Source organism: Sulfitobacter sp., from assembly GCF_036961165.1.
GTDB lineage: Bacteria > Pseudomonadota > Alphaproteobacteria > Rhodobacterales > Rhodobacteraceae > Sulfitobacter.
On record NZ_JBALVJ010000002.1, the window covers coordinates 14,096 to 31,723 of the forward strand.

A 17,628-nucleotide genomic window follows, 5' to 3' on the forward strand; every position below is an offset into this window, starting at 1 on the left:
CGACGTTCCGTCATTGACAAGCATGCCCTCACGCGCACAAGTATCCGCTATGACGGATACTGATGACACCATTCTTACCCAGTTACCCGCCCGCCTGAAAGAGACGCGGCGTGTACAGGGATTATCATTGGACGCGGTTGCTAAACTGTCTGGTGTGAGCCGTTCGATGGTTAGCCAGATTGAGCGGGGTGAAAGCAGCCCCACCATCGCGACACTGTGGAATCTCACCCGCGCCTTGCAGGTGGATTTTGCTGGCCTGCTGGACGCCGCCGCTGAACCTGCACGCATCGAAACCCTGCGCAGCGCGGCAGTCCCCACCATCAGCAACCTCGGCACTGGATGCCGTATTCGCATCCTTTCGCCGCCCGAGGAGGCAGGCCGTCATGAGGTTTACGAGCTTTTGATCGCCGAAGGTGGCAAGCTTGATAGTAAACCGCATACCCGCGGCGCACGTGAACACCTAAGCGTGTTTGAAGGAACAGTGGATGTCACAAGCGCGGATGCCGTCAGCCGTTTGCACGCTGGAGATACAGCACGCTACTCCGCCGATGTAGCGCACGCGATCGCTGCCGTGGATGGGCCTGTGCGGGCTTTTCTGGTGGTTCAGGACGCCTGAGGCAAAAATCCGCGATACCGGAAATCCTCTATTTCGGAAGAGCATCCGTTATGATAGATATATCTCCAACATAGGAGATTCTCATGACCAATGCCTACCTTGCCCAAGTGATAGACACCCTTGCGCAAATCGAAGCGGACGGGATGATGAAGCGCGAGCGGATGATCACGTCTCCTCAGGGCGGGGAGGTTCAAGTGGGCGGTCGCACGGTCATTAACCTGTGTGCGAATAACTACCTCGGCCTTGCCGACCATCCTGATCTGATCGCTGCTGCTCAGGGTGCGATGGGGCCAAAGGGCTTTGGCATGGCGTCTGTACGCTTCATCTGCGGCACGCAAGACATTCACCGCGAGCTAGAGCGAAAGCTGGCAGCGTTCTTAGGTAAGGACGATTCGATTCTCTTCGCGGCTTGCTTTGACGCCAACGGCGGCTTGTTTGAGCCCCTGTTCGGGCCAGAGGATGCAATCATCTCGGACTCCCTTAATCATGCGTCGATCATCGATGGCATCCGCTTGTGCAAGGCAAGGCGCTACCGCTACGCAAATAACGACATGACCGACCTTGAAGGTCAGCTAAAGCTTGCGCGGGATGAAGGTGCGCGGTTTGTTCTGATCGCCACTGACGGTGTGTTCAGCATGGATGGCACACTTGCCAATCTGACGGACATCACAGCGCTGGCCAAGAAATATGACGCCATGGTCATGGTGGATGATTGCCACGCGACTGGGTTCATGGGGCCGCAAGGGGCCGGCACGCCCGCCCATGCAGGCGTTGAGGTGGACATTCTGACAGGCACGCTGGGCAAGGCGCTGGGCGGGGCGATTGGTGGCTACATCGCCGGACCGCAGCCCGTGATTGATCTGCTACGCCAGCGCGCGCGGCCCTATCTGTTCAGCAACTCGCTGCCCCCGTCGATCGTGGCGGCTGGGATCAAGGCGCTGGATTTGGTCGTGCAAGGCGACGCTCTGCGCGAACAGCTTTTTGAAAACACCCGCTACTGGCGCGCGGGATTGGAGCGGCTCGGATTCGACTTTCTCCCCGGTGAACACCCGATTGTCCCTGTCATGCTGGGCGAGGCGCAGCTGGCGCAGGATATGGCCGCACGCTTGTTCGAGGAAGGTGTCTACGTCAGCGGCTTCTTCTTTCCGGTCGTCCCCCGCGGTCAGGCGCGAATTCGCACACAGATGAACGCTGCCCTGACCCGCGAAGAGCTGGACCGCGCGTTGGCCGCATTTGAGGTGGCTGGCAAAGCTTGTGGAGTGCTAAAATGACCAACCAGATGAAAGCGCTGTCCAAACTGCACGCCCGCGAAGGGCTGTGGGCCATCACGGCGCCTGTGCCTGAAATCGGGCCAGACGATGTGCTGATCAAGATCAACAAGACCGGCATTTGCGGAACCGACGTGCATATCTGGAACTGGGACGAATGGGCGGCAAGCACCATCCCAGTTCCCATGATTACAGGACATGAATTCGCAGGCGAGATTGTCGAGCTGGGCCGCAATGTCGAAGGCCTGTCGCTGGGGCAGCGCTGCTCCGGCGAGGGCCACTTGATTGGAAAGATCTCGCGGCAAAGCCGTGCTGGCAAGTTCCACCTTGATCCCGCCACACGGGGCATCGGCGTGAACGAACAGGGGGCTTTTGCTCAATACCTGCGGCTGCCTGCTTTCAATGTTGTGCCGCTGCCTGATGAGGTCAGCGATGATATCGGCGCTATCCTTGATCCGTTGGGCAACGCAGTCCACACCGCGCTGAGCTTTGATTTGATAGGCGAGGATGTGTTGATCACCGGTGCCGGACCCATTGGCATCATGGCCGCCGCAGTTGCGCGCCATGTGGGTGCCCGCCACGTGGTGATCACAGATATCAATCCGGATCGTTTGGCGCTTGCGCAGAAGGTGGCGGATGTGGTGCCGGTCGACGTGCGCACAGAAGATTTGCGTGATGTGATCGCGCGGCTCAAGATGAAGCAAGGCTTTGACGTGGGGCTTGAGATGTCGGGCAACCAGCGCGCGCTTGACCAAATGGTCGAGGCGATGACTATGGGTGGACGCATCGCGATGCTGGGTATTCCCCCGGGCAAGAGCCCCGTGGATTGGAGCCGCATCGTCTTTAAGGCCATCACCCTGAAAGGCGTCTATGGCCGCGAAATATTCGAGACGTGGTACAAGATGATCGCCATGCTTGAGAATGGTCTGGATGTTTCTGCCGTCATTACGCACCGCTTTAGTGCAGATGATTTCGAGGCAGGTTTCGCCGCGATGCGGGGCGGTTCATCAGGTAAGGTCGTGCTGGATTGGACGGGCTGTTTAGCGTTGTGATGAACCAAAGCAGCGTTGGGCGCGTTCTGGTCCCATGATCAAAGAGATTTTTCATGGCGCCGCTTGGCGCGTCGAAGCGCTGTTGGATCGTCTGCGCGGACAGCGCGAACCCCGCCGCATTATTGAGCCCTACATCGGCTACGCTGAACCGGATGCGCTGGTGGTGCGTGGCCGCGTTCTCGCGTCCCTGCGCCGCAATAGTGCTGCCCCGCTACAGTCGAAGTGGCTGAACTTCAGGCAGATGCTGTCACTCTTCATGACGGATGAAGTCGCAGGTGTCAACGTTGAGGTAATGGGCGTGAAGGGAGTGACAGATGAGGAGGGGTATTTCACCCTGCGCATTCCTCGGAACCACGGGTCAGGCTGGCCAGAGGTGGCTGTAACGCTCAGCGATCAACAGGTAGAGGCGGATTGCCCTGTCTTGGTGCCGCAGGTCGACGCTAGGTTCGGCGTCATCAGCGATATCGACGACACGATGCTTCATACGGGGGCCTATGCGCTGTGGCGCAACCTGCGGACTTCCCTGACTGGCAACGCCCTGACGCGGCGGGTCTTTCCAGATGCTGTGCATTTTATGAGTGCGCTGGGTGAGGCGGGACGTAATCCGATTTACTAAGTTAGCTCCAGTCCGTGGAATCTACACCATTTCCTGACGCTCGTGTTTGCGCGTGCTGGTTTGCTTCTCGGTCCGATGTTTCTGCGCGATCTGGGCCTCAGCCCATCTCAATTCGTGACTGGTACGCATGGTGATCACGAGGGCGGCGCAATTGATCTGTTGATGTAAGCCAACCCCGCGCTGGAATTCGTGTTGGTTGGTGATACCGGCCAGCACGACGCGTTTGTTTATCGCGATGCGGTGCGTCGCCATCCGGGGCGTGTCGTTGCGGTTGTTCTGCGTGAACCAGGCCACGGACCCGACAGCGAGAGCTGCGCCGCGATGGAGGAGATCCGCAGTTCAGGTGTTAACGTCTACAACGCGCGGGATTGCGTCGCAAATTCTAGAGCAGATCGCGCAGGCTCGCACTTAAGGTAGCAGCGGGACTCGCCCTGCATCTGTCAGCGTCCAACACGACCGGCCTTCGAACACAACTGGCACCAGCGGATTGCCATAGCCTGCACCGCCATCGAGGTTCAACCGATTGCCGTAGTTCGTGACTGACTCAACCGGAGTGTGGCCATGCACCACCACTTTGCCGTGGTCACGAGTGTCGACGTGAAACTCTTTGCGTATCCAGAGCAGATCATGCTCGGTCTGTTCGTCCAGCGGCACGCCGGTTTTGATGCCGGCGTGGGCAAAGAACAGATGCTCTGTCTGATAGCTCAGGGCGAGATTATTCAGAAAGTCTATATGCGCCTGCGGAACGGCAGCCTTGGCCAGCGCATGGACTTCAATCTGACGGTTGGTCTCTTTCATCTCGACGCCGTAAGATGCCATCGTTGTGTCGCCACCCAGACGCGGGTGCAGCCAATAGAGATGGATCGGCAGATACGCGTCATGCTGCGGATAATCGCGCATGAACCAGCTGAACATGCGGTCATGATTGCCTTTGAGGCAGTGCCAATTCTTGCCGGCAGCGATACCCTCAATCAGCAGGTCCAGCACGGCAGCGGAGGCCGGACCACGATCCGTATAGTCGCCGATAAAGACGATCTCCGCATCTGTCCCACCGACTTGTTCAATCAGCTCTAGGGCACCAACAAGTGCGTCAAGTTGGCCGTGGATATCACCGATAGCATAGATGGGTCTGGTCATACTCGCTCCAAATAAAAACGGCGCGACCCTGTCAGAGCCGCGCCTTTGTGGTCATCTATCGATAGCGTTAAGCAACATCGAATTCCAGCAGCTTGATCTGGTTAAACATGCCGGTGTCGTGCAGCTTCTTCACAACTGACGCCGGAACAGGCTCATCCACATACAGGAGCGCGATCGCCTCACCTTTCACGGCGGCGCGGCCAAGAGTAAAGTTGGCGATGTTCACGCCGTTCTCACCCATTGTTTGGCCCAGCGTACCGATGATGCCGGGCACGTCTTCGTTGGTGGTATAGACCATGTGACGCCCCACTTCGGCGTCGATCTGGATGCCCTTGATCTGGATGAACCGTGGCTTGCCATCAGAGAATACGGTGCCCGCGATAGAACGCTCACGCTTTTCGGTCACGACAGTCACTTTGATGTAGCCATCAAAGACGCCGGATTTGTCCTGATTTGTCGTGGAAATCTGGATGCCTTTTTCCTTTGCGACAACAGGGGCAGAAACCATGTTCACGTCTGGATTGGCCCGCTTCATGATGCCCGCAACCACGCCGCAGTTCAGCGCATCAAGGTTCATTTCAGAAACAGCACCGTCATAGAGAATGTTGATCGCCTTGATCGGCTCGTCTGTCAGCTGACCGATGAAAGCACCCAGATGGCCTGACAGCTTCAGCCATGGACCCATGACTTGTGCTTCTTCAGCAGTGACGGACGGCATGTTGAGCGCGTTGCTCACTGCGCCGGTCAGCAGATAATCCGACATCTGTTCGGCCACTTGCAGCGCAACGTTTTCCTGCGCTTCGGTTGTCGCGGCACCAAGGTGCGGTGTGCAGACTACGTTGGGCAGGTTAAACAGCGGGTTCTCTGTCGCTGGCTCAACCTTGAACACGTCGAACGCCGCGCCGGCAACGTGGCCGGATTTAAGCAGATCGGCCAGCGCTTCTTCGTCAACCAGACCACCACGGGCACAATTGATGATGCGCACGCCCTTCTTGGTCTTCTCTAGGTTTTCACGGCTCAGGATGTTTGCAGTCTGCTCGGTGAAGGGGACGTGAAGTGTGATGAAGTCGGCACGCTTGAGCAGTTCGTCCAGCTCAACCTTTTCCACGCCCATCTTGGTGGCCTTCTCTTCACCGAGGAAGGGGTCATAGGCCACGACTTTCATCTTCAGTCCACGTGCACGGTCGCACACGATGCCGCCGATGTTACCCGCGCCGATCACGCCCAGTGTTTTGCCGGTCAGCTCAACACCCATGAATTTGGATTTCTCCCACTTGCCTGCGTGGGTGGACGCAGATGCTTCGGGGATCTGGCGCGCGACAGCGAACATCATCGCGATGGCGTGCTCGGCGGTTGTGATCATGTTGCCGAAAGGCGTGTTCATGACAATCACACCCTGCTTGGAGGCGGCGTCTTTGTCGATGTTGTCTGTACCGATACCGGCGCGGCCGATGACCTTGAGGTTCGGCGCAGCGGCAAGGATTTTCTCGGTTACTTTGGTGGCAGAGCGGATGGCAAGGCCATCGTAGTTGCCAATGATCGTCATCAGCGCGTCTTTGTCTTTGCCAAGGTTGGGCTGGAAGTCCACGTCGATGCCGCGGTCTTTAAAAATTTGAACAGCAGCGTCGCTGAGGCTGTCGGAGATGAGTACTTTGGGAGCCATGTGATCGGTCCTTCGAAGAATTTGAAAATGGGGAACTTCAACCTGCCCCTCGGGCTGTCTTCGCTGTTTGAGGCGAGGACCGTCCTGAAGCGCAGGAGACGTATTATGCGTTGAGTTCAGCGTTGAAGGCGTAGTCGAGCCACGGCAACATCGCTTCGATGTCGCTTGTCTCGACCGTTCCGCCACACCAGATGCGCAGGCCTGCAGGCGCATCGCGGTAGGCGCCGATGTCCAGTGCGATGTTTTCATCCGCCAGACGTTTTGCAACAGCTTTGGCGAATGCGGCACCATCGGTGATCCGCGGGTCGGCGAACTTCAGGCAAACGGACGTGTTCGACCGGGTTGCCGGATCGACTGCAAGAAAATGAATCCAGTCGTGTGCTTCGACGAAAGCGGTAATCGCGGCTGTGTTAGCGTCTGCACGTGCGATCAGACCTTTAAGCCCGCCTACGGACTGCGCCCACTCCAGTGCAAAAAGGTAATCTTCGACACACAGCATGGATGGCGTGTTGATCGTCTCACCTTTGAAGATGCCATCGATCAGCTTGCCGCCTTTGGTCAGGCGGAAAATCTTGGGCAGGGGCCATGCAGGTGTATAGTTTTCCAGCCGCTCAACCGCGCGCGGGCTGAGGATAATCATGCCGTGGGCCGCTTCGCCGCCAAGCACTTTCTGCCAGCTGAAGGTTGTTACATCCAGACGGTCCCAAGGAAGGTCCATTGCAAACGCGGCAGAAGTCGCATCACACAGCGTCAGGCCAGCGCGATCTGCGGGGATGTCGAAAGATGCAGGTACGCGCACACCGGAAGTGGTGCCGTTGTAGGTAAAGCAAACATCGTTGTCGAAGTTCACGCCAGCTAGATCAACGATCTCGCCATAAGGGGCGGTCTTTTCAGTCGCTTCGATCTTGAGTTGCTTAAGCGCATCGGTAACCCAGCCAGAGCCGAAGCTTTCCCATGCGAGCATCTCTACATGGCGTTCACCCAGCAGGTTCCACATCGCCATCTCGTAAGCGCCGGTATCAGAGGCGGGCACGATGCCTATCTTGTAATCGTCTGGCACGCCGAGAATCTCGCGCGTGGTTTCGATCGCTTCCAGCAGTTTTGCCTTGCCAGGAGCAGCACGGTGGCTGCGAGCCAGAGGCGCGCCTGCGAGCTTTGCTAGATCAAATGTAGGGGGTTTGGCACAGGGGCCAGAAGAAAAACGCGGATTAGTCGGCCGCGTTGCCGGTGCAGTAATAGCCATTGATGCTATCCTCTCAGATAATCGCCCTTCGTTGGGGAAGGGTGTCCCAAGGATGGGTTTACGGCCCGTTCAGCTCTGGCACAAGCGGAGATTTGGGGGTAAACCGCCACCCTGTCGGCTTTTTGCGACACCAATGACGCTGATCGGAAACTTACACATGTTCACTGCCGTTCTTCTTGCCGCGCCAACGCGGTGCAATCTTGACCCCGCTTTGGTTGAATCGCTGCGCAATGCGTGGGGTGGCGGTGACGCGATCTGGCTCAGCCCCGACGAGGCGGCGGAGTTCACTTTGACAGTGATGCCAGAGAACTTTTGGGAGGTTTGGGAGACTTGTCAGTCGATGGGCGTTGACCTGGTTATTGTCCCCAGCGAGGGCCGCCGCAAGAAGATACTGCTGGCGGATATGGACAGCACAATGATCCAGCAGGAGTGCATCAATGAGCTGGCCGATGAAGCAGGCGTAGGTGCGCGGGTGAAAGACATCACTGCCCGAGCCATGAACGGAGAACTGGATTTTGACGGCGCACTGCGCGAACGTGTCGGGCTGCTCAAAGGCCTGCCTGAAAGCGTGATTGGCAAAGTTCTGGCCGAGCGGATCACCATGATGCCCGGTGGGAAGACTTTGCTGGCCACGATGAAGGCGCACGGCGCTTATGCGGCGCTGGTGTCAGGCGGGTTCACCGCTTTCACCGCACGAGTCGCGATAGAGCTGGGCTTTGATGAGAATCGTGCAAATACGCTGTTGGTTGTGGATGGTGAGCTTACTGGCGAAGTTGGTTTGCCGATTTTGGGCAAGCAGGCCAAGGTTGACGCGCTGGAAGAGATCACGGCGCGGCTGAATCTCGGTGAGGCAGACGTGATCGCGGTTGGTGATGGCGCTAATGATCTGGGCATGCTGACACGGGCCGGCATGGGCGTTGCCCTCCATGCTAAGACAAGCGTGGCTGCGCAGTGCAATGTGCGGATTAATTTTGGCGATCTCACAGCCCTGCTTTTCGTGCAGGGCTATGCGAAAGCTGATTTCGTTTTCTGATCTTAGGCCAGCAGTCCTGCTGCTGGTTTCAGCACGCCCGTTGTCAGGCCGTCCCAGTTCCTTATCGGGGCATTGATCCGTTTGAGCGTCGCCGGATGGTTCGCATCCAGCACGCCCAAGCGTACCAGAAGCGCGGCAAGTGCGGCCTCTGCGGCGCGGGTGGTGCCACAGGCGGCTTTCAGCGCGATGCCGATCCCGCGCTCTGGAATGATCGCGATAAAGAAGCCCTCAGCGCCGGTTTTTAGGGCTACCTTGCCGTCACACGCACGCATCAACTCGGTGCAGGCGCGGCCTTCACCAGCGACCAGCTCGGGGTGCAGGCGCATGGCCTGATGTAGGCGTGCTTCGGCGCTGCCCTCGGGTGCTGCGGCGTAATGGGCCATGGCGCGGGCAATGCCGTGCAGCGTCGCAGCGTAATTCGGGGCTGAGCATCCATCGATGCCAAAGCCGGGGCTTGTTTCCTGTGTGACATCCTCGAACGCTTCAAGGCATGCCTTTTGAACAAGATGGTCGGGTGCCACATAGTTTGGCCCTGCGCCCAAATGGCGGGTAAGCGTCAGGAAGCCCGCATGCTTGCCCGAGCAGTTGTTGTGGATGCGGCAGGGGCTTTCGTGCGCGCGGATTTGTCCGTCCCGCATCGTACGATCGCGGGATTCTTCGGGGCCGCAGCATAAGTCATCATCGGTCAGGCCCAGTTCTTTGATCCACGCGCCAACATTGTCTACGTGGATGTGCGCGCCCTGATGGGACGCACAGGCCAGCGCCAGTTGTTTCGTGGTCAGCCCGAAGGCATCCGCTGCACCTGAGCGCACCAGCGGCAGAGCTTGGATCATCTTGGACGAACTGCGCGGTAGGACTACTGTAGTTGGGTCGCCCCATGCTTCGATAATCTGGCCCGTGGAATCGCAAATCACAGCGTGACCGGAATGGACGCTTTCAAGAAATGGGCCACGCCAGATTTCGGCGAAGGGTGCAGGAGCGGTCATAGATGGTTCCTTTTGGCGGTAATATGGGCGAAAACCTGCCAATGCGGGGTTTCGCCACTCGCGTCTTTCGCGTTATGATGCTTGTTGTCGAGTAGAACGCAAACCATTGCAATAGAATGGCCCGGAGAAAAGCGGCCACGGCTTGGTTCTGTATAAAGTATTGAGGCAACGAGACGGCTGGAGAGTTGGACAGATGGCATTTTTGAGAACAGGTTTGGCGGCCGCAGTGATGGTGGGCCTTAGCGCGAACGGGGTGTCGGCGCAGAGCCAGAGCACCAACCGCGTTGCAGCGCAGACGGATTGGAGTGTCTTTGTCGAGGATAACCCGACCGAGTGTTGGGGGGTGTCCACGCCCAAGCAATCGGTCAACTCCCGTGATGGGCGGGTTGTTGCGGTCAACCGCGGCCAAACGCTGTTGATGGTGTTCTATCGTCCAAGCGCGGGCGCCAATGGGCAGGTCGCGTTTACCGGCGGTTATCCGTTCGCCAGCGGATCTACAGTAACCTTGGATATTTCCGGCAGCACCCTTGAGCTGTTTACCGAAGGGGAGTGGGCATGGCCTGCGACCACGGCAGATGATACCAAAATTATCGCCGCAATGAAGCGTGGCTCAGATGCAAAGCTGACGGGCCGTTCCGGCCGCGGCACACAGACCGAAGACACCTTCTCGCTGCTGGGTTTCACCGCGGCGGTTGAAGACGCAGCGAAGCGCTGCGGCGGCTAATTTTCTTCACTTCGACTATGCGGCCCTGCCCTTACCGGCGGGGCTGTTTTCATTTTGGGCGACAAGCACCTATATGACGCTCAGCCCCTGTTAGGAATAGATCCCATGTCTGCACCGATCACCCAAGACGTTCACACCATCCCGCGTAAACTGCCAGAAGGTCCGGCGAACCTTGTGGGCATGACCCGTGAGGCGATGCGCGATGCGCTCATCGCCATCGGAACACCGGAAAAGCAGGCCAAGATGCGGGTCGGTCAAATTTGGCAGTGGATCTACAACTGGGGTGTGCGTGACTTTGAGGCGATGACCAACCTTAGCAAAGCCTTCCGCGCCGATTTGGCCGCGCATTTCGTGGTGGAGGTGCCGGAGGTCGTGACTAAGCAGGTCAGCACCGACGGCACGCGCAAGTATCTTATACGGATTGCAGGGGGGCATGAGGTCGAGGTGGTTTATATCCCCGAAGCCGATCGCGGCACGTTGTGTGTCAGTTCTCAGGTGGGTTGCACGCTGACCTGTTCGTTCTGTCACACTGGTACGCAAAAGCTGGTGCGCAACCTGACCGCAGGAGAGATCATCGGCCAAGTGATGATTGCCCGTGACGATCTGGATGAATGGCCCAAGAGCGGCACGCGCACATATGAAGCGCGGTTGCTTAGCAACATCGTCCTGATGGGTATGGGCGAGCCGCTCTATAACTTTGAGAATGTGCGCGATGCGATGAAGATCGCGATGGACCCCGAGGGTATCCAACTGTCGCGCCGCCGCATCACACTCAGTACCTCAGGTGTTGTGCCGGAGATCGCGCGCACCGCACAAGAGATCGGCTGCCAGTTGGCTGTTTCCTTCCACGCCACCACTGATGAAGTACGCGACACGCTTGTCCCGATAAACAAACGCTGGAACATCGAGACGCTGCTGGATGCTCTACGCGAGTACCCCAAGGTCTCCAACTCCGAGCGGATCACCTTTGAATACGTGATGCTGCACGGCATTAACGATAGTGATGAAGACGCGCACCGCCTGATGAAGCTGATTGAGGGCATTCCCGCCAAGATCAACCTGATCCCATTTAACGAATGGCCCGGCGCGCCCTACAAACGCTCGTCCAACAACCGTATCCGCGCGTTCTCTGACATTGTGCACAAGGCTGGCTATGCATCGCCTGTGCGCAAGCCGCGCGGCGAGGATATCATGGCAGCCTGTGGTCAGCTCAAGTCCGAGACAGAGCGCGCGCGCAAATCACGCCGCCAGATCGAGGCTAAAGCAGGCGTGACGCGCAGTTAAGCCGTTGCGCTTTTGACGCCAGAGACAACGCTGTGTCGACAGGCTGGTAGTTCCGACTGTCCTTGCTTTTGCAACATTGGGTCGCTCACGTGAGCGGCACAATGAGGGCAGCCTGGATGATAGACCGCAGCGTTTCGGCGAAATGGTTGAGCTTATGTAGCCCTCAGAGTCATGCGTTGTTTCCATTGTAACGCACGGGCCTATACGCATTTATCCCGTTTAAGGCGAGTAATCAGGCCTGTTCAACCTGTGCGTGCCGAAATACCCCGCTTCTGCCACAATCGAAGCCGAATCCTGACATTGTGACCCAACAGATTGTTTCCTGAGACAACTCAATCAGGAGAACGACCATGTCGATCATTATCAAACAAGACGTCTTTGTTACCGATCCGGTGATTCAGATTGTTGCCCGCGAACGTGCCGTTGCTTTGTCAGCACGCGAATGGAAGCATCGCCTTGCGGGCTATGGTTATTTCATCCGCGATACTGACGATGGCAAGCACATGCTGGAAACACTGCCGCATCACGTGGTTTTGTGTGAGCTACCAGAAGAGCTGTTTCACTGATCAACGCCCGGGAATGTGATCGCGCGCCGAAGGCTCGCCCCACGTTTCGATAAGCTCGATCGCTTCCTGCGCTGTTTCGACAAAGCGGAATAGATTGAGATCCTCGGCAGAGATCGTTCCCGCGTCGGCAAGCGCATCCCAATTGATGATGCTTTCCCAGAACTCGCGGCCAAACAGCAAGAATGGAACACGCTGCATCCGACCTGTCTGGATCAAGGTGAGCGCCTCGAACATTTCATCCATGGTGCCAAAGCCGCCAGGGAACACACAGATTGCTTTCGCGCGCATCAGGAAGTGCATCTTCCGGATCGCAAAATAGTGAAAGTTAAAACACAGATCCGGCGTTACATAAGCATTTGGTGCCTGCTCAAATGGCAGAACAATGTTCAGGCCAATAGATACACCCTCCGCATCCACTGCGCCGCGGTTGCCCGCCTCCATCACACCCGGCCCGCCGCCGGTCACGATGACGTCTTCGCACCCTTTGCTCTCATTGGATTTCAGCGTCATCAGACGTGAGAATTCACGGGCCTCATCGTAAAAGCGTGACAGATCGGCCAGCGTTTTAGTGCGCGCGCCGTCTTTCTTTGCCGGTTCAGGAATGCGCGCGCCTCCGAACAGAACTATCGTCGAGCGTACGCCGTATTCGTCCAACATCATTTCAGGCTTGAGCAGTTCCAATTGTAGTCGCACAGGGCGCAGCTCGTCGCGACACATAAAGTCGAAATCATTGAAAGCCAGCTTATAGGCAGGGGCCTGCGTTTGCGGTGTGACGGGGACACCCGCAGCGGCGGTCCGGTCGGTGTGGGCGTCGCGCAAAGGGTGCTCTTGTTGTCTAGTCATCAGGCTCTCCGGTGGGTCTATTTCTTGTATATTTCAGCCCGCACCATGCAATGCTTTGCCGCAATTGACCACGTTGATATTTTACACCGTTTCGCGTTGAAACAGGGCTTAGGATTGCGCGGAAAGCCTGCGCCGCGTATAGCGCGCTTCAACCCTTCTTTCCAAACGGAGTTCCGATATGTCAAACGCACAGCTTGAAACCGCCATTGAGGCCGCATGGGAAGACCGCGACCGCATCACCCCAGCAACCACAGGCGAGACCTGCGACGCGATCGAAGCAACGCTGGCAGCGCTCGATTCCGGCAAGCTGCGGGTGGCGGAAAAGCAAGACAGCGGTGACTGGCATGTGAACCAGTGGGCCAAAAAGGCCGTGCTGCTTGGCTTCCGCATCAAAGACATGGAAATGCAAAGTGGCGGCCCACAGGGCAGCGGCTGGTGGGATAAGGTCGACAGCAAGTTCATGGGCTGGGGCGATGACGAGTGGAAAGAGGCAGGCTTCCGCGCCGTGCCAAACTGTATCGTTCGCAAGTCTGCCTATATCGCACCCGGCGTGGTGCTGATGCCGTCCTTCGTGAACTTGGGCGCCTATGTCGATACGGGCACCATGGTTGATACGTGGGCCACCGTCGGCTCCTGCGCGCAGATCGGTAAGAACGTTCATCTATCCGGCGGCGTTGGCATCGGTGGCGTGCTTGAACCTATGCAGGCGGGCCCGACCATCATCGAAGACAACTGCTTTATCGGCGCACGCTCCGAAGTGGTCGAGGGCTGTATCGTGCGCGAAGGCTCGGTTCTGGGCATGGGCGTTTTCATCGGCCAGTCGACCAAGATTTTGGACCGTGAAACCGGCGAAGTCATGTACGGCGAAGTTCCCGCAGGCTCTGTTGTTGTCGCTGGCTCTATGCCCTCCAAGAATGGCGTGAACCTCTATTGTGCTGTGATCGTAAAGCGCGTGGATGAGCGGACCCGCTCAAAAACATCCATCAACGAACTGCTGCGCGACTGATGCGGTTTGCCCTGCTCCTGCTTCTTCTGTCCAGCATGACCTCAGAAGCGGGGGCGGGCCCTTATGACGGGCGCTATCGGCCTGACCATCCCTCTGGTGATAGCTGGGATTGTAAGAATATTGGTAAGGAAAAAGGCGCGGTTCTTCTCACCTCTAACATCTTCTTTGCGCTGGGCAGCCGCTGTACCCTGCGCGACCCGGTAGGTGTCAGCGGCATGGATGCCACTCTTTATGATGCAATTTGCCGTGCAGATGGGGAACCATGGCAGCGCCGGATCATGATCATGCGCACAGATACCGGCATTGCAGTGGTCCAGAAGGGTGCGCGCATCAGCTTGTTGCGCAAATGCGGATAGCCACCCTCTGCTGCTGAGGCTTTTCAAACGACGATTGACCGTCTAGGTCTCCCTTATCCTCATCTATTAGGCACTTGCTGACATGTCCGACGAAACCAAACCCAAAAAGCCTTCCCGCCAGCAAGTGTATACCCTGCTGGTTCAGATTGGGCGCAAATCCGGCGATGGCTTGCCCGACAAGGCAACTGGCGCGGCACTGATGTGTTTTGCCTCCGGCATCGACGAGGCTGAGGCCGTGCGTGAAACTGTTGCTATTCTTAAGCAGGCCGAGACCGCGCCGCTGGATGTCACCGGTTACGGTACCCTTGCCGAGCGCGAGGAAGAAGGCCACAAGATCGACGACGAAGAGCGCGAATTGATGCAGCGCGCGCTCGACGAGAATTCGGTTATTATCGCGCAGATGACGCCCTTCTACGACTAAGGGTCAGGCAGCGCGGCGTTTTGCCAGATGGATCGCCTCGTACCATTTGAGAACCTTGTGCGAGGGCGCCTTGTGCTCTGGCAGGTCGTTGCGATCAAAACCAAACATCACGCTTGAAGCCAGTTGGTGGGTGTCGCGGCGAATGCGGCCGATATACATGCTTTCCAACGGTGCTCCACCTGCCAGAATGGTGTCATGGTTGGGTAGGATCAACTGGGTATAGCGGACCAGATGGCTGCAAGGCTCAGTTCGAGCAGCAAAGCCATTCACGAGGTGGCGTGCGGGCGTCAGGACCTTCTCGCATGAAAACAGGTACTCAACCTCTGGCCCGTCAATCACCACATGCTGCTCAGGTGCGATGATGATATCTTCTTGCAAGCCGAAATAGGGCGCGCGCATGCGGATCGGAGCGAAGCTGCCGCGTGCAGGCATAGTGCGTGTGACGGTCTGCAATACAGGCACCACCAGCCCTTCGGCAGTATAAACCGTATCGCCACGTTTCAACGTGCTGGCATTGCGGTAGCCCCAAGGCGTGGCAATTGCTGTGTCGGGTGACATGGTTGGGCTTGTCCCGATCGGCTCTATCTCGTCAGACAGTGCTGCGAAGATCATGTCGGGTGCATAGTCTTGCTGCCCGCGCCCCAGCATCAGATCGCGCAGATCCTCCAATGTAAGCGGGAGCGGGTTCTCAACAGCGACACTCGTCACCGCGCTTTCGCCTTCCTGTTCCATTGTCAGACGGCCCCAGTTATATTTGATGTCCCACGAATAGGTCAGCCGCAGGATTTCGGCGCGGTCGGCGTTCTTATGGGCGATTGCCGCGTGGGCAATTTTGTCCGCCTGCACGTGTACCATCGCCACACCGCCGCCGGGAATAGCCTGAAAAACCAGGCTTCGGTGAGTGGGGTGAGGATTGGTATAGCCGAACAGGACCTGCGGCTTGCTGTCTTCGGCCACTTGGGTTTCAAACATGATACTGCCGCGGCTCAGGGTCTGGCCGGGTACATCAGCGATGATCGGCGTAGCGCGCTTTTCATGGCCAAGCCCGCGCAGGGACAATCGGCGATCAGAATGGTCGGTCAGGGCAAGCCAGGTCATTTAAGCCACCTTTGCGGCGCGCAACAGCTCCGCCTCATATCGTTTCAGGGAGCGGCGCGCGGCTGTCGGATAGCCAGCGCCGGTTTCAGGGTTTAATTCAGGGACAATGCTATAAATCTCTTCGACCACATCCGCCTCGAAGCTTGTGGCGGTCTGCGGTCCAGGCAGGAAACTTTCGGTTTCCAGTCCTTCGGAGAACACAACCTGATGGCGGTCAAACAGCAGGTGCACATAGGTAACCTCGCCGCCCTCGCGCCGTGTGATTGAATGATGGTTCACCAAATCACGCGCGGCGACTAGCACTTCGGATTCACCGAACAGCAGTTCTGCGAGGTTGTCTTTGATCAGCACGCGGTGCAGCGGGGAGACAAGCAGATCACTGTGCTGGCCCAGCGTATTGGCGCGGATGTGGATCGGGGCGAAGTCACCCGTCGCGGCCACACGGCGCGAGCCGATCCAGCGCAAGGGCTGTGCGCCCTCGTCTTTAGTCATCACCAGATCGCCGGGAAGGAGGGCCTCAGCGCAGCGGTCCCCATCAGGAGTGGCAATCAGCGTACCAGCGGCGAAACAGGGGACTGAGGTCGCGTTTACGAAACCAACATCTGTGTCGACGCCGTTCGTAATCGTGTAGGTGAAGTTGAATTCTTCTTCGTCCCCGTCACCGACGACGTTGAATGTGCCGTCAGCATTCAGAGTCACCAACTGGCCCGAGGGCAGTGTTATCGTTGTGCCAACCGTTGCCGCCTGCTCGTTGATGTGTGTGATGGTTAGCGTGCCGGGGCCGTTGTTTATATCGTTATCCAAGATGTTGAGCGTGGTTGTCCCGTCAGGATAGACGTTCACATCATCCGAGATGGCGATCAGCTTCGTCTGCACCGAATTGCCGGCAATCATGACGTTAGAGTCGTAGTTGCTATCCCCGACATCCGCGAGCGCGATCCGCATGGAGTTGGTTTGACCTGCGATCACGTTCATCGTGAGAGTGAGCGTGATCGTAAAGCCGTCCATCTCGGTGTTGTAGTCGTCGGTTGTGTTGTCGACGTACATGTTGATGTTGTTCGTCGTCGAGATGTTGAATGGATCGGTATCCCCGTCGCCGACATCATGCTCGACCAATTGGCCGTTGATCCAGACGCCAAAGAAATCCTGATAGATCGAATTTGCGAACTCCGGATATTCTTCCGAACTGAACACAAACTGCATCGTGAGGATGTTTGAGTCCGGTATGAAATCAATATCCAACGTGGACGCGTCATAGGTCGTGCCGCCAGCAGCGTTGTTGTAAGGGCTATAGTTATTAGTGCCGGAAGTGTTGGTCGAGGTGTTGGTGCTCTGGTTCGATGGCCCTCTCGAATTGGTAAAGTCTTGAACCTCACCTGTGGACATAATGATGCCAGTGTCTCCGGGCGTGACGCCAGGTGATAAGCTGTCGCCATTGTTGTAGATACCGGCACTGTCGTTATCGCCGTAATAGGTGGCACCGGTCACGATTACACCGTTCCCGAATATCTCCTGCGCCATCTGCGTGGCGGTAGTGCCTTCACGCACTGTTGTAATCGGAAGTTCCGACGCTGCTACCATGTTACTGCCTCAAACCTATCAAGATACAGCACACGTCGCAGCCGGACAGGGGTATGCCCCCGCTCCTGTCATGTCCATTTATTGGACTGCCCATCCCTGTTTTCAGGTGATGGACCTGCTCATGCCCTGCCTCGG

20 protein-coding genes are annotated in these 17,628 nt (G+C 57.5%); 12 read left to right on the forward strand and 8 right to left on the reverse strand.

Features of this window, described 5'->3' with window-relative positions:
- Positions 1-49: 49 nt before the first annotated feature.
- From V7730_RS01265 to V7730_RS01280, 4 genes are all read left to right on the forward strand, one after another.
- Positions 50-616, forward strand: a complete 567-nt coding sequence (locus V7730_RS01265; RefSeq protein ID WP_335745764.1) for a helix-turn-helix domain-containing protein — start codon at positions 50-52, stop codon at positions 614-616.
- An 83-nt stretch (positions 617-699) separates the two neighbouring features.
- Positions 700-1,887: a glycine C-acetyltransferase gene (locus V7730_RS01270; protein WP_335745765.1), complete on the forward strand. Its 1,188-nt coding sequence runs from the start codon at positions 700-702 to the stop codon at positions 1,885-1,887.
- Positions 1,884-2,936, forward strand: coding sequence for an L-threonine 3-dehydrogenase (tdh, locus tag V7730_RS01275; protein WP_335745766.1), 1,053 nt, complete (start codon positions 1,884-1,886; stop codon positions 2,934-2,936). Before V7730_RS01270 ends, tdh begins: the two co-directional genes overlap by 4 nt.
- 34 nt (positions 2,937-2,970) lie before the next feature.
- Positions 2,971-3,552, forward strand: coding sequence for a phosphatase domain-containing protein (locus V7730_RS01280; protein WP_335745767.1), 582 nt, complete (start codon positions 2,971-2,973; stop codon positions 3,550-3,552).
- Positions 3,553-3,573: 21 nt separating this feature from the next.
- On the opposite strand, the gene V7730_RS01285 is transcribed toward V7730_RS01280, so the two are convergent.
- Positions 3,574-3,846 carry a hypothetical protein gene (locus V7730_RS01285; RefSeq protein WP_335745768.1) on the reverse strand — a complete coding sequence of 91 codons (273 nt, stop codon included), beginning with the start codon at positions 3,844-3,846 and terminating at the stop codon, positions 3,574-3,576.
- Between V7730_RS01285 and V7730_RS22590 the strand changes: the two genes are divergently transcribed.
- Positions 3,742-3,969, forward strand: coding sequence for a phosphatase domain-containing protein (locus tag V7730_RS22590; protein ID WP_443070171.1), 228 nt, complete (start codon positions 3,742-3,744; stop codon positions 3,967-3,969). The genes V7730_RS01285 and V7730_RS22590 overlap by 105 nt on opposite strands.
- Here the strand turns inward: V7730_RS22590 and V7730_RS01290 are convergent.
- The 3 genes from V7730_RS01290 to V7730_RS01300 all read right to left on the reverse strand — a co-directional run bounded on the left by V7730_RS01290 (position 3,961) and on the right by V7730_RS01300 (position 7,595).
- Entirely contained in the window at positions 3,961-4,689 is a 729-nt protein-coding gene (locus V7730_RS01290) for a metallophosphoesterase (RefSeq protein ID WP_335745769.1), read from the reverse strand. The two genes, V7730_RS22590 and V7730_RS01290, sit on opposite strands and share 9 nt — an antisense overlap.
- Positions 4,690-4,756: 67 nt before the next feature.
- On the reverse strand, positions 4,757-6,352 hold the full coding sequence (serA, locus tag V7730_RS01295; RefSeq protein ID WP_335745770.1) for a phosphoglycerate dehydrogenase: 1,596 nt from the start codon (positions 6,350-6,352) through the stop codon (positions 4,757-4,759).
- A gap of 103 nt (positions 6,353-6,455) precedes the next feature.
- Entirely contained in the window at positions 6,456-7,595 is a 1,140-nt protein-coding gene (locus tag V7730_RS01300; protein ID WP_335745771.1) for a phosphoserine transaminase, read from the reverse strand.
- A gap of 157 nt (positions 7,596-7,752) precedes the next feature.
- Here V7730_RS01300 and serB point away from each other — a divergent pair, with 157 nt between their 5' ends.
- Positions 7,753-8,628 carry a phosphoserine phosphatase SerB gene (serB, locus tag V7730_RS01305; protein ID WP_335745772.1) on the forward strand — a complete coding sequence of 292 codons (876 nt, stop codon included), beginning with the start codon at positions 7,753-7,755 and terminating at the stop codon, positions 8,626-8,628.
- A gap of 2 nt (positions 8,629-8,630) precedes the next feature.
- On the opposite strand, the gene V7730_RS01310 is transcribed toward serB, so the two are convergent.
- On the reverse strand, positions 8,631-9,614 hold the full coding sequence (locus V7730_RS01310; protein ID WP_335745773.1) for an asparaginase: 984 nt from the start codon (positions 9,612-9,614) through the stop codon (positions 8,631-8,633).
- Positions 9,615-9,843: 229 nt separating this feature from the next.
- Here V7730_RS01310 and V7730_RS01315 point away from each other — a divergent pair, with 229 nt between their 5' ends.
- From V7730_RS01315 to V7730_RS01325, 3 genes are all read left to right on the forward strand, one after another.
- Positions 9,844-10,338 carry an invasion associated locus B family protein gene (locus V7730_RS01315; RefSeq protein WP_443070176.1) on the forward strand — a complete coding sequence of 165 codons (495 nt, stop codon included), beginning with the start codon at positions 9,844-9,846 and terminating at the stop codon, positions 10,336-10,338.
- Positions 10,339-10,443: 105 nt separating this feature from the next.
- Complete coding sequence (rlmN, locus tag V7730_RS01320) at positions 10,444-11,622, forward strand: 23S rRNA (adenine(2503)-C(2))-methyltransferase RlmN (RefSeq protein WP_335745775.1); 1,179 nt, start codon at positions 10,444-10,446, stop codon at positions 11,620-11,622.
- Between the two features lie 350 nt (positions 11,623-11,972).
- A complete protein-coding gene (locus V7730_RS01325; RefSeq protein WP_335745776.1) occupies positions 11,973-12,188 on the forward strand; it encodes a hypothetical protein in 216 nt (71 codons plus the stop codon).
- Here the strand turns inward: V7730_RS01325 and V7730_RS01330 are convergent, their stop codons facing one another.
- Complete coding sequence (locus V7730_RS01330) at positions 12,189-13,031, reverse strand: LOG family protein (protein WP_335745777.1); 843 nt, start codon at positions 13,029-13,031, stop codon at positions 12,189-12,191. It lies immediately after the preceding gene.
- A gap of 178 nt (positions 13,032-13,209) precedes the next feature.
- Between V7730_RS01330 and dapD the strand changes: the two genes are divergently transcribed.
- The 3 genes from dapD (at position 13,210) to V7730_RS01345 (ending at position 14,814) form a co-directional block, all read left to right on the forward strand.
- Positions 13,210-14,037, forward strand: coding sequence for a 2,3,4,5-tetrahydropyridine-2,6-dicarboxylate N-succinyltransferase (dapD, locus tag V7730_RS01335; RefSeq protein WP_335745778.1), 828 nt, complete (start codon positions 13,210-13,212; stop codon positions 14,035-14,037).
- Complete coding sequence (locus tag V7730_RS01340) at positions 14,037-14,393, forward strand: hypothetical protein (protein WP_335745779.1); 357 nt, start codon at positions 14,037-14,039, stop codon at positions 14,391-14,393. The genes dapD and V7730_RS01340 overlap by 1 nt, the downstream gene beginning before the upstream one ends.
- 82 nt (positions 14,394-14,475) lie before the next feature.
- On the forward strand, positions 14,476-14,814 hold the full coding sequence (locus V7730_RS01345) for a hypothetical protein (RefSeq protein ID WP_335745780.1): 339 nt from the start codon (positions 14,476-14,478) through the stop codon (positions 14,812-14,814).
- 3 nt (positions 14,815-14,817) lie between these two features.
- Here the strand turns inward: V7730_RS01345 and V7730_RS01350 are convergent, their stop codons facing one another.
- Positions 14,818-15,912: a Hint domain-containing protein gene (locus V7730_RS01350; protein WP_335745781.1), complete on the reverse strand. Its 1,095-nt coding sequence runs from the start codon at positions 15,910-15,912 to the stop codon at positions 14,818-14,820.
- Positions 15,913-17,493, reverse strand: coding sequence for a Hint domain-containing protein (locus V7730_RS01355; RefSeq protein WP_335745782.1), 1,581 nt, complete (start codon positions 17,491-17,493; stop codon positions 15,913-15,915). It lies immediately after the preceding gene.
- Between the last annotated feature and the right edge of the window lie 135 nt (positions 17,494-17,628).

What these genes read in the sequence shown, in the direction of transcription:
- dapD (WP_335745778.1), top strand. Translation starts at nt 13,210, where the DNA reads ATGTCAAACGCACAGCTTGAAACCGCCATTGAGGCCGCATGGGAAGAC.
- rlmN (WP_335745775.1), top strand. Translation starts at nt 10,444, where the DNA reads ATGTCTGCACCGATCACCCAAGACGTTCACACCATCCCGCGTAAACTG.
- V7730_RS01290 (WP_335745769.1), bottom strand. Translation starts at nt 4,689, where the DNA reads ATGACCAGACCCATCTATGCTATCGGTGATATCCACGGCCAACTTGAC.
- V7730_RS01350 (WP_335745781.1), bottom strand. Translation starts at nt 15,912, where the DNA reads ATGACCTGGCTTGCCCTGACCGACCATTCTGATCGCCGATTGTCCCTG.
- V7730_RS01315 (WP_443070176.1), top strand. Translation starts at nt 9,844, where the DNA reads ATGGTGGGCCTTAGCGCGAACGGGGTGTCGGCGCAGAGCCAGAGCACC.
- tdh (WP_335745766.1), top strand. Translation starts at nt 1,884, where the DNA reads ATGACCAACCAGATGAAAGCGCTGTCCAAACTGCACGCCCGCGAAGGG.
- V7730_RS01270 (WP_335745765.1), top strand. Translation starts at nt 700, where the DNA reads ATGACCAATGCCTACCTTGCCCAAGTGATAGACACCCTTGCGCAAATC.
- V7730_RS01330 (WP_335745777.1), bottom strand. Translation starts at nt 13,031, where the DNA reads ATGACTAGACAACAAGAGCACCCTTTGCGCGACGCCCACACCGACCGG.
- V7730_RS01310 (WP_335745773.1), bottom strand. Translation starts at nt 9,614, where the DNA reads ATGACCGCTCCTGCACCCTTCGCCGAAATCTGGCGTGGCCCATTTCTT.
- V7730_RS01345 (WP_335745780.1), top strand. Translation starts at nt 14,476, where the DNA reads ATGTCCGACGAAACCAAACCCAAAAAGCCTTCCCGCCAGCAAGTGTAT.
- serB (WP_335745772.1), top strand. Translation starts at nt 7,753, where the DNA reads ATGTTCACTGCCGTTCTTCTTGCCGCGCCAACGCGGTGCAATCTTGAC.
- V7730_RS01300 (WP_335745771.1), bottom strand. Translation starts at nt 7,595, where the DNA reads ATGGCTATTACTGCACCGGCAACGCGGCCGACTAATCCGCGTTTTTCT.
- serA (WP_335745770.1), bottom strand. Translation starts at nt 6,352, where the DNA reads ATGGCTCCCAAAGTACTCATCTCCGACAGCCTCAGCGACGCTGCTGTT.
- V7730_RS01340 (WP_335745779.1), top strand. Translation starts at nt 14,037, where the DNA reads ATGCGGTTTGCCCTGCTCCTGCTTCTTCTGTCCAGCATGACCTCAGAA.
- V7730_RS01265 (WP_335745764.1), top strand. Translation starts at nt 50, where the DNA reads ATGACGGATACTGATGACACCATTCTTACCCAGTTACCCGCCCGCCTG.
- V7730_RS01325 (WP_335745776.1), top strand. Translation starts at nt 11,973, where the DNA reads ATGTCGATCATTATCAAACAAGACGTCTTTGTTACCGATCCGGTGATT.
- V7730_RS01280 (WP_335745767.1), top strand. Translation starts at nt 2,971, where the DNA reads ATGATCAAAGAGATTTTTCATGGCGCCGCTTGGCGCGTCGAAGCGCTG.
- V7730_RS01355 (WP_335745782.1), bottom strand. Translation starts at nt 17,493, where the DNA reads ATGGTAGCAGCGTCGGAACTTCCGATTACAACAGTGCGTGAAGGCACT.